Here is an 8,781-nt window from a genome sequence, read left to right on the forward strand (position 1 = left end):
CCGCAGATACAGGGGCGGCGACAGTAACACCGGGTGATCGGTGTTACTGTCGCTTTCGTTCTGACACGGGGTGTGTCCGCCGATGCGGATGCTGAGATCAAACCCGCCGAACCTGATGCAGGTAATACTGACGAAGGGATGTCGAGGCGATGACGCCTGTTGTATCTGCGGACCCGGTCCGCTTCACCGATCTACTGTGGGATGCCGCCGAGGACATTCGACACGCGATCGACGATCTCGAATTTCTCCGGCTACTCGGGGCAGGGGCGCTGCCGCTCGACGCATTCCGTCGATATCTCGAGCAGGACTCGCTCTACCTGGGCGGTTATGTGAAAGCGCTGTCCCTGGTCGCGGCGCATGCACCGTCCCCGACGGCCGGCGCATTCTGGGCAAGTGCCGCGGCCAGCGCCATGGACGAAGCGGCCTCGCACGAGTCGATGTTGACCGGTGGCGCTCTACCACCGTCGACGCAGACACCGGAGCCCTCGCCCGCATGCCTGGGATACACGTCCTACCTGACCGCAACCGCAGCCACCGAGCCGTATCCCGTGGCGGCCGCTGCGGTGTTGCCGTGCTTCTGGATATACGCCGACGTCGGCCGCTCGCTCGCCCGTGCTGCGCAGGCCGTCCTCGATCGCGAACCCGAGCACCCGTACGCGCAGTGGGTGGCCGCGTACGACGCACCTGAGTTTCATGCCATCGTCGACGCCGCGAAGACCTTCGTGGACGACGCGGCAGCGTCCGCCACGCCGGCGCAGCGCCAGCAGATGCTCGACGCGTTCGTCGTCGCGTCGAGATACGAATTGATGTTCTGGGACAGCGCATTACATCCGACGCCGTGGCCCCTGGCCGGCGAGGCGGTGTCCGCATGAGAACTGTTCGAATTCTCGCCGCACTCGCGGCGGCCACCCTTGTGACGACCGGACTGGTCGGCTGCTCTCAATCGACCGACTCCAACACCATTCGGTTCGCCCTCGATTGGACGCCGAACACCAACCACACCGGCCTCTACGTCGCCATTCAGGAGGGGTTTTTCGCCGATGCCGGGCTGAACGTGGAGATTCTGCCGTACAACAACACCGCGGCCGACACCCTCGTCGATGCCGGCAACGCCGAATTCGGCATCAGCACCCAGAGTTCGGGGGTGTTCGCCACCTCCTCCGGCGCACAGACCATATCGGTTCTCGCACCGCTTCGGCACTGGGCAACGGGAATCGGAGTTCGGGCGGACCGAGACGACATCCCGAGCCCGAAGGCGCTCGACGGCAAGGTCTACGCCGGTTTCGGCGAATCCGGTGAACAGGCCAGTCTTAAGAAGGTCATCGAAAACGATGGCGGCACAGGTGAATTCCAGACCGTGGTATTGGGAACCTCGGCATACGAGGCGGTGTATTCGGGTACCGCTGATTTCACCGTCTCGTACTTCGCTTGGGAGGGAATCGAAGCCGAGCACAGCGGTACTCCCATGAAGTACTTCGACTACACCGACTACGGATTTCCCGACGCCTACGCCATCACCATCAGCGGCAGCAAACCCTGGCTCGAGGCGCACCCGGGCGAGGCGAGGAAGTTCGTACAGGCGCTTGCGCGCGGCTATCAACTCGCCGCCGACGATCCGGACAGGGCCGCCCAGGATTTGATCGACGCCAATCCTGGAACCTTCACCGATGAGTCTCTCGTCTTCGAGAGCCAGGAAATGCTCGCGTCGAAGTACATGAAGGACGCCTCCGGCGAGGTGGGGCGGCAGAGTCTCGACCAATGGACCGGTTACTCGAAGTTCCTGTACGAGAGCGGCGTTCTGGCCGATCAGAACGGCGCGCCTCTGACGACCGAGCCGGACTGGTCGACTTACTTCACCAATGAGTACCTCGGCGATCGGTGAGGCCGTTGCCGCTGACCGAGGCACATACTCGTTCAGCGGCATCCGGACCTCCGTGCGTTGGGCGTGGCCGGCGGTCACTGTCGTCGTCGCGCTGATTGCCGCGTGGCAGCTCTACGTCCAGATCAGCGGCATCCGACCACAGGTATTGCCGTCGCCTGCTCGGGTGGTGGTCCAGGGTTGGGCACAGCGTGACGCGATCGCCGAGAATGCGGCCGCCACCCTGCAGGTGACGTTGGTCGGATTTGCGGTCTCTTTGGCCCTGGCCTGGTTGCTGGCAATCGCGGTCGACTTCTCGCCGTGGCTGCGGCGTGCCTTCGTGCCGCTGTTCGTGGTCTCGCAGACCCTTCCGATCATCGCGATCGCGCCGCTGTTGATCATCTGGTTCGGTTTCGGCCTGCTCCCGAAGATTTTGGTGATTGCTCTGGCCACGTTCTTTCCCATGGCCATTGGACTGATCGAAGGGTTCGCCGCCGCCGATCGCGAAGCACGATCTCTGTTGGCCGGCATGGGTGCCTCGCGCTGGCAGCAGTTCCGGTACGTGCGGCTTCCGTCCTCGCTTCCTCGCTTCTTCACCTCGCTGCGCATCGGGATCACCTACGCCGTCGTCGGTGCGATTTTCGCCGAGTATGCCGGGGCAAGTGCGGGGCTCGGCATCTACATGAGCCAGCAGAAGAACTCGTTTCGGACCGATCTGGTCCTGGCTGCAGTTGCCGTCACAGCGGCGATCAGTGTGATTCTGTTCGTCGCCACATTCGTCGTCGAGCGCCTCGTCGCGCCGTGGGCCAGGGGTGGTTCAGGGGGACTTCATGGCTGATCCCACCATCGCCGATCCGTGCGTCGACGTCCGTGACCTCACGAAATCCTTCGGCGAAAAACCTGTGCTCGACGGCATCTCCTTCGATGCGCGGCCGGGTGAGTTCGTGTCGATCATCGGTCCAAGCGGCTCCGGAAAGAGCACTGTGTTCAACATGCTGGCCGGACTCGACCGCCCCGACTCCGGCTCGGTTCGAGCGTCCCCCTGCGCCTATATGCCACAGAAGGATCTGCTCTTTCCCTGGCGGTGCGTGCTGGACAACACCACGCTCGGACTCGAAGTCCAGGGCGTGCCGAAGAAGGAGGCCAGGGCCCGCGCGCGGGAGCTGTTTCCGGTGTTCGGACTCGACGGGTACGAATCGGCTCGGCCATTCGAACTCTCCGGCGGTATGCGACAACGCGCGGCTCTGCTACGCACGGTGGTCCAGGGACGCTCGGTACTGCTGCTCGACGAGCCGTTCGGAGCGCTGGATTCGCTGACCCGGAGCGATATGCAGGCCTGGTTGCAGCAGGTCTGGTCGGAGTTCCGGTGGACAGTCCTGATGATCACGCACGACATCCGCGAAGCGGTCTACCTTTCCGATCGCGTGATCGTTCTGTCCCCCAGGCCTGCCCACGTGCGGCGTCAGGTCGAGATAGCGCTGCCGCGACCACGCGAGCTCGATATCGTGACGACTCCGCAGTTCGCGGCGGCTGAGAAGCAGCTGATGGATGTCCTGCTGAGTACAACTCCTCGGTGATCACCCGGCTACGGCCGGCATGAGGGTCAGTCGACGCAGGGAATGCCACCGTCGCTGTGCACGCCCTCGTCAGGTGTCGCAGGCGGGTCCTGGGCCGGACCCGATGTGCCGGTATCGGAGGGTGCGGTTGCCGTCGTCGGCGCCGGTGACGGGGTGGTGGACGCGGTAGAGCTCGATGCGCTGGTGCTCGACGCGGTGGGCTGAGCGTTGCCGATCAACCGCGCCGCCTCGGCCCTGATGGCACCCACGTCGACGAGATTGACGTCCTGTCCGTCGATCGTCTCGTAGCCGGTGATCGGCAGCGTGTAGAAGTCGATATCGCCTTTCATGACGGCCCCTGCCTGCTCCGCGAGCGTCACCGGGTCGAGCGAGGCGTCGATGACGATGTCGTTCTTGGTGCCCGCTATCAGCGCCCGCAGTTCGCCGATGTTGGCCAGAACGCCGGAAGAGCTGAGCTTGGCCATCACTCCAGCCACGAAGGCCTGCTGCCGTTTGGTCCTGTCGAGATCACCGTTGTCGAGGCCGTGACGTTGCCGCACGAAGGACAGCGCCTGCGACGCGCTCAGCTCTTGAGCTCCCGCGGGAAAGTTCGCACCCGAATAGTCGTCGTGTACTGGATTGTTCAGGCACACCTGGATGGGTCCTACGGCTTCCGCCACGTCGTAGAAGCCCAGTAGGTTCACTTCTGCGAAATGGTCGATCGGCACATCGAGCAACTCACGAACCGCAGTCAACGTCGATCGTCTGCCGGCTTCCCGCGCTCGCCGCTCACGCTCGGCCGGATCACTGACGCCCTCGTCGAGCAACTGCGTATCGGCGTCGGCCTTGGCCAGTCCATAGGCTTCTTTGATCTTTCGCTTGCCGTATCCGGGTACATCGACGTAGTCGTCCCGAGGTATCGACAACGCAGTCGCACGCCCGCCGTCAGCCGGAAGGTGCACCAGCAGCAGAGTGTTGGTGTTGTATCCGCCCACATCACTGTCGCCTGCGTGCAGCGCATCGGTGACGAACTCGGCAGGTAGGTCGTTGCCGTCCATGTCCTTGCGGCTGTCGAGGCCGATCAACAGAATGTTGGTGTCTCGACCGTTGCCATTCGGATCGTTGTTGGCAATGCCATCGAGGGCGTCGGAGGTCGTCAGTCCGGTGGTCGCCTCCCGGTACACAACGAAGCCGGTTCCACTGACGGCGATCGAGGCCACCGCAGCGGCGGCGACCAGAACCCGTCCGATCCGAAGCGCACGACCGCGATCACCCGACGGTGTGTGGATGCGGTGACGGCCTGCACCGCCGTTGCTGCGCAGGGTGTCATCGCGAAGGCCGTTCGGTAGCACCTCGCCAGGGTACGCGGCTCTCACCTGGGTGATGCTTCGCCCAGGCAGCGCGAGTTCGTCGCCGACCGACAACGTCCGCCTCGAGGTCGGCGCGGGCCTGCGGAATCCGACGAGCCCGCCGCCGGCACCCGCTCGGCGAAGGTTGGGCCGATCGGGACGAACCGGACGGCAAGCCCATGTCTTCGCCGAGCTCGGTTGCTCGATCGGTGCGATGTGCAGTCCCCTGACGTAGAGGCGCGGCATCAGATCTCGTGAATCTCGGTGGATCACGCAGTCGTCGCCGCCGAGGCACTTGTCGGCAGTGGTTCTCCCGAGCCGGTGCGTACCGTCTGCTTCTATTCTGGACGAATGGACTTCCGATTCGTGACCCCGGCGCTGAGCACGCGTGCTGCCACCCAACTCGGTGCCGCTGTGCACGGGCGAACCGGCACCGACGTGGACGTTCACATCGCAGGTTCGGCGGTACCGCTCGACGACACTGCCCGAGATGCCGTACTCGAACTGCTCACACAGTTGGCAACCGTCAAGGCGGTGGCCATCGGAACCGTGAACGAATTGCTGACGACATCACAGGCAGCAGAGGTGCTCGGGGTCTCCGATACCTACGTTCGGAAACTGGCAGACGCGGGCGACCTACCGATCGAGATGCGCGGAACCCACCGACGTTTCCGACTCGAAGATCTTCTGCGCCAACGTGATCGATTCCGGTGATCAGTAGCCGCGACTCTCAGCCGGCCTCACGTTCGAAGTGTGCGGACTGAACGGTCATCAAATCCCGAAACGCTTGTCCGGCGGCCAACCACAGCTGTTCGGAGTCGATGTAGTCGATTCCTCGATTCTCGACGTCGCCGCGATACGCGCCGACGTCGACCGACAGCATTCCGATCACCGACGACACATCCGGATCGAGATACGCCGATTGACTGTTCTGCAGCTCGCGAAACTGAGCCGAGAAGAACTCCGCTGGAATTCTTCGGTCGACGAACTGCGCGATGAGAAACAGGAAGCGGGATGAATGGGCGGACGCCGCCCGATATGACTGCTCCATGATGAACCCCTCTCCCCACGGTCGACAGCACCCCTCGCACTGTCGACCGTCGAGCTCGCTGAGACCCGAAACCCGATGCACTGACGAACCCTCGAGCATCTATTCGACCCAGCGACTGAAACAGGGAGCTCGTCGTACCAACGCTAGGCTAATCAAGCCCCGTGCCGGTTTTTACTTCTAGCGCGAAATTGATGAGAGATCACAAAAGACAAGCCCTCACCTGTTGCTGCTTACCGAAAAGACCCCAGAGGGGCACGGTCAGGGGTGTCCAGCTCCCAGAACTGCCAACCGTCCCGCTCCTCGACGTCCCCACTGATGTGGGTGGCGACGGCGCTGGCGGCCACGGATGGACTGTCGAAGCGGCGGCCTTCCATCGGCCCTGCCGTGATCTCGAGCCGTTGACTTTCCGGGTCGTACCGACCACACAGTCGGTAGCCCTCGAAATCGGCAACCACGCGCACGCGTTCGTCGATCACTTCTTCTTCCACCGCCACTGCGGACTTGCGCTTGGCTTTGACTCGGGGCGTACGAACCCAGGTTTGCTCGGGACCGAGGTCTACCGACGTATCCAGAGTGGCACTCAGCCCCAACAAGTCCCATCGCTCACTGCCGTGTGCGACACGGTCGACCGCGATTGCATGATGGCCCGTTCTGGTACGCAGCGGCGAGTCCTGAACCCACAGATCCACTTCACCGCGAATATCGGCTGCCATCTCTTCCGAGGACACCATGTAGAAGCGCGGATCATCGTTCGCAAGGTCGACGAACACCCAGTACGAGGAGCCGGTGTCGTCGCTCTCGAGAGACTCGTCCTGCCTGCGCGCCTTCCAATCACCAGCCACTTTCGAGCGCACCCGAACGATGCACGACGACGTGCCGTCCATGGACCAAACCTGCACTGGGTTCCGGCGCGACGACGTCAGCCGCTCCGCGCGCCCGCTGCGCTGGGCGACGGTCCTGATGAATGCCTTGATTCCCCGGTCGGATGTGTCTTCCACGGATTGCCACCTTCAGCCTCGAGAGCACCCCGTACTTGTGAAGAGCGGTGATGCGACGGGCGGCGCTGGCACGACTCGGTTTCCCTCACCCTACTGCTTGGAGCCGGCCGCGAGGAACCGCTCAAATCCCAGCGCACAGGTGCCGGATACCGTGGAGACACCGACACTCGGCCAGGAGGCACAACCAATGACCGTCACAATCGAGCATGACACCGCACACAGTCGGTTCGAGATCTACGTCGACTCGGAGTTGGCGGGCTATTCCGAGTACCTCGAACAGGACGACGTCAGAACGTTCCACCACACCGTCACATTTCCACAGTTCCGGGGCCGGGGACTCGCTGCGACCCTCACCGAACACGCTCTGAACGACACCAGCACGCAGGGATTTCGAGTAGTCCCTACGTGCTGGTTCGTTCGTGATTTCATCGACGCGGCAGGCGATCGCTACGCCGATCTCGTCGAGAACTGAGAATCAGCGCACGGAAGACAACGCACCGATTCGAGGCTCGGCTTCTGCTTCGCAACCGTTCGACGGAGCCTCGGGCTCGTTGCCGACCTTCCGCGAGTTCGGTTCACTGCCAACGCCTTCCGCACGTCGTTCGGCTTCGATCCTGCGTCGATCATAATTCTGCACGCCACGCGCAACACGTTGTCGGTGCTCATTCAGGATTTGTTCGTAGTGGTACATCTGTTCTCCTACAGCAAATTTGGGGGCCAACACAGACGATGCTGCGCGGCAAGGAATTCGAGGGACGAGCCATAGTCGGCCCGTAGCGCTACTCAACGAGCGTTGTCGGCGACGAATGCAAACCGAATACGGAGGACTCGACGGCCCGGGTACTTCAATTCTGCTGCCACTTGTCCACCTCCATCGTCTCCGCACTGTGCCTGTGCCATGATCATGCACGCACCAGCCGACGAACTCCAGCGAATTAAATTCCCGGCCCGAATCGTCCAACGGTGTGAGACCAATCCTGTTGTCCTGCTGAGCATTCAGACCTCCAACCCGCGTCCTGATCGCTCTCACGGACTTCGAGTCGATCGGCGGTCGTGTACGACGCCATCAGGGGCCGGCGCGCGAGCGAGGTCTCCTGAGTGTGATGGTCGATGAGATTCGCGTGCTGGGTCGCCTGGCTCCTGGCGCAAATGCGCGCGCGTTTGTTGGATGCGCGGGGAATGGCGCTGGTGGGGGTCGCGATTGTGCGCGCGTCTGACGATTTCGCGCGCGTCTGTGCCGTGGGGGTGTGGGTCGTGATGGTCGGCGGCGCTCGGGGCATGCCGCGCGTGATCCGTTGCGTGTGTGGGTCACTCCGGACTTTGGCGCAAAAGCGCGCGCGTTTGCTGAACGCGCGCGGATTGGTGTCGTGTGAGGTGGCGATTGTGTGCGCGTCTGACGATTCTGCGCGCGTCTGTGCCGCGGGGGTGTGGGTCGTGATGGTCGGCGGCGCTCGGGGCGTGCGTTAGGAATCCGCTCGATTCGATCCCTGGGGCCGCGAATGCGCGCGCGTTCGTCGGACGCGCGCGGATTGGTGCCGTGTGGGGTGGCGATTGTGCGCGCGTCTGACGATTTCGCGCGCGTCTGTGCCGGGGGTGAGGGTCGAGGGGTTCGGCGCAGGTGGTGTGGTGGTCGAGAGGCCCGGGTGCGCGCGTTGCGAGTCCGCTCGATTCGATCCCCGGGGCCGCGAATGCGCGCGCGTTTGCTGGCTGCGCGCGGAATGGCGCTGGTGGGGGTGGCGATTGTGTGCACGTCTGACGATTCTGCGCGCGTCTGTGCCGCGCGGGGGCATGTGTGAGCCGCAGTGGGCGCGCGGATTGTGGTGCTGCGGGTGTGGGTGGTGTGGGGTGCAGAAAACCCCCAACCGGTGGTGGTTGGGGGTTTTCTGGAATGTGTGTTCGGCGGTGTCCTACTCTCCCACACCCTGTCGAGTGCAGTACCATCGGCGCTGGAGGGCTTAGCTTCCGGGTT

At 63.4% G+C, this 8,781-nt stretch carries 10 protein-coding genes, 1 rRNA gene and 1 riboswitch; of the genes, 6 read left to right on the forward strand and 5 right to left on the reverse strand.

The window, feature by feature from the left end; translation table 11 throughout:
* Positions 1 to 56 precede the first annotated feature (56 nt).
* A riboswitch (TPP riboswitch) is annotated at positions 57 to 156 on the forward strand.
* The 4 genes from ACOQFP_RS22475 to ACOQFP_RS22490 all read left to right on the forward strand — a co-directional run bounded on the left by ACOQFP_RS22475 (position 150) and on the right by ACOQFP_RS22490 (position 3,435).
* Positions 150 to 872 (forward strand): TenA family protein, encoded by a 723-nt coding sequence (locus ACOQFP_RS22475; RefSeq protein ID WP_206489506.1) that lies wholly within the window; start codon positions 150 to 152, stop codon positions 870 to 872. Its footprint overlaps the riboswitch before it by 7 nt.
* Positions 869 to 1,882 carry an ABC transporter substrate-binding protein gene (locus tag ACOQFP_RS22480; RefSeq protein ID WP_421585574.1) on the forward strand — a complete coding sequence of 338 codons (1,014 nt, stop codon included), beginning with the start codon at positions 869 to 871 and terminating at the stop codon, positions 1,880 to 1,882. The genes ACOQFP_RS22475 and ACOQFP_RS22480 overlap by 4 nt, the downstream gene beginning before the upstream one ends.
* Positions 1,860 to 2,696, forward strand: coding sequence for an ABC transporter permease (locus ACOQFP_RS22485; RefSeq protein ID WP_206489508.1), 837 nt, complete (start codon positions 1,860 to 1,862; stop codon positions 2,694 to 2,696). Before ACOQFP_RS22480 ends, ACOQFP_RS22485 begins: the two co-directional genes overlap by 23 nt.
* Positions 2,689 to 3,435, forward strand: coding sequence for an ABC transporter ATP-binding protein (locus ACOQFP_RS22490; RefSeq protein ID WP_421585575.1), 747 nt, complete (start codon positions 2,689 to 2,691; stop codon positions 3,433 to 3,435). The genes ACOQFP_RS22485 and ACOQFP_RS22490 overlap by 8 nt, the downstream gene beginning before the upstream one ends.
* 26 nt (positions 3,436 to 3,461) lie before the next feature.
* Here the strand turns inward: ACOQFP_RS22490 and ACOQFP_RS22495 are convergent, their stop codons facing one another.
* Complete coding sequence (locus ACOQFP_RS22495; RefSeq protein WP_421585576.1) at positions 3,462 to 5,009, reverse strand: LCP family protein; 1,548 nt, start codon at positions 5,007 to 5,009, stop codon at positions 3,462 to 3,464.
* A gap of 105 nt (positions 5,010 to 5,114) precedes the next feature.
* Here ACOQFP_RS22495 and ACOQFP_RS22500 point away from each other — a divergent pair, with 105 nt between their 5' ends.
* On the forward strand, positions 5,115 to 5,477 hold the full coding sequence (locus ACOQFP_RS22500; protein ID WP_421585577.1) for a helix-turn-helix domain-containing protein: 363 nt from the start codon (positions 5,115 to 5,117) through the stop codon (positions 5,475 to 5,477).
* Positions 5,478 to 5,493: 16 nt separating this feature from the next.
* Here the strand turns inward: ACOQFP_RS22500 and ACOQFP_RS22505 are convergent, their stop codons facing one another.
* Complete coding sequence (locus ACOQFP_RS22505) at positions 5,494 to 5,814, reverse strand: homoserine dehydrogenase (protein WP_206489511.1); 321 nt, start codon at positions 5,812 to 5,814, stop codon at positions 5,494 to 5,496.
* A gap of 230 nt (positions 5,815 to 6,044) precedes the next feature.
* The gene (locus ACOQFP_RS22510) at positions 6,045 to 6,812 is read right to left on the reverse strand and encodes a hypothetical protein (protein ID WP_206489512.1); all 768 of its coding nucleotides are present in this window, start codon (positions 6,810 to 6,812) and stop codon (positions 6,045 to 6,047) included.
* A 187-nt stretch (positions 6,813 to 6,999) separates the two neighbouring features.
* Here ACOQFP_RS22510 and ACOQFP_RS22515 point away from each other — a divergent pair, with 187 nt between their 5' ends.
* Positions 7,000 to 7,284, forward strand: a complete 285-nt coding sequence (locus ACOQFP_RS22515) for a GNAT family N-acetyltransferase (protein ID WP_421585578.1) — start codon at positions 7,000 to 7,002, stop codon at positions 7,282 to 7,284.
* A 3-nt stretch (positions 7,285 to 7,287) separates the two neighbouring features.
* On the opposite strand, the gene ACOQFP_RS22520 is transcribed toward ACOQFP_RS22515, so the two are convergent.
* Positions 7,288 to 7,503, reverse strand: coding sequence for a hypothetical protein (locus tag ACOQFP_RS22520; protein WP_421585579.1), 216 nt, complete (start codon positions 7,501 to 7,503; stop codon positions 7,288 to 7,290).
* A gap of 1,203 nt (positions 7,504 to 8,706) precedes the next feature.
* Positions 8,707 to 8,781: ribosomal RNA gene (gene rrf, locus ACOQFP_RS22525) — 5S ribosomal RNA — on the reverse strand; the annotation flags it as partial.

The sequence above is a fragment of the Rhodococcus sp. MALMAid1271 genome, assembly GCF_049195265.1.
In the GTDB taxonomy this organism is placed as follows: Bacteria; Actinomycetota; Actinomycetes; order Mycobacteriales; family Mycobacteriaceae; genus Rhodococcoides.

What these genes read in the sequence shown, in the direction of transcription:
- ACOQFP_RS22475 (WP_206489506.1), top strand. Translation starts at nt 150, where the DNA reads ATGACGCCTGTTGTATCTGCGGACCCGGTCCGCTTCACCGATCTACTG.
- ACOQFP_RS22480 (WP_421585574.1), top strand. Translation starts at nt 869, where the DNA reads ATGAGAACTGTTCGAATTCTCGCCGCACTCGCGGCGGCCACCCTTGTG.
- ACOQFP_RS22485 (WP_206489508.1), top strand. Translation starts at nt 1,860, where the DNA reads ATGAGTACCTCGGCGATCGGTGAGGCCGTTGCCGCTGACCGAGGCACA.
- ACOQFP_RS22490 (WP_421585575.1), top strand. Translation starts at nt 2,689, where the DNA reads ATGGCTGATCCCACCATCGCCGATCCGTGCGTCGACGTCCGTGACCTC.
- ACOQFP_RS22495 (WP_421585576.1), bottom strand. Translation starts at nt 5,009, where the DNA reads ATGCCGCGCCTCTACGTCAGGGGACTGCACATCGCACCGATCGAGCAA.
- ACOQFP_RS22500 (WP_421585577.1), top strand. Translation starts at nt 5,115, where the DNA reads ATGGACTTCCGATTCGTGACCCCGGCGCTGAGCACGCGTGCTGCCACC.
- ACOQFP_RS22505 (WP_206489511.1), bottom strand. Translation starts at nt 5,814, where the DNA reads ATGGAGCAGTCATATCGGGCGGCGTCCGCCCATTCATCCCGCTTCCTG.
- ACOQFP_RS22515 (WP_421585578.1), top strand. Translation starts at nt 7,000, where the DNA reads ATGACCGTCACAATCGAGCATGACACCGCACACAGTCGGTTCGAGATC.
- ACOQFP_RS22520 (WP_421585579.1), bottom strand. Translation starts at nt 7,503, where the DNA reads ATGTACCACTACGAACAAATCCTGAATGAGCACCGACAACGTGTTGCG.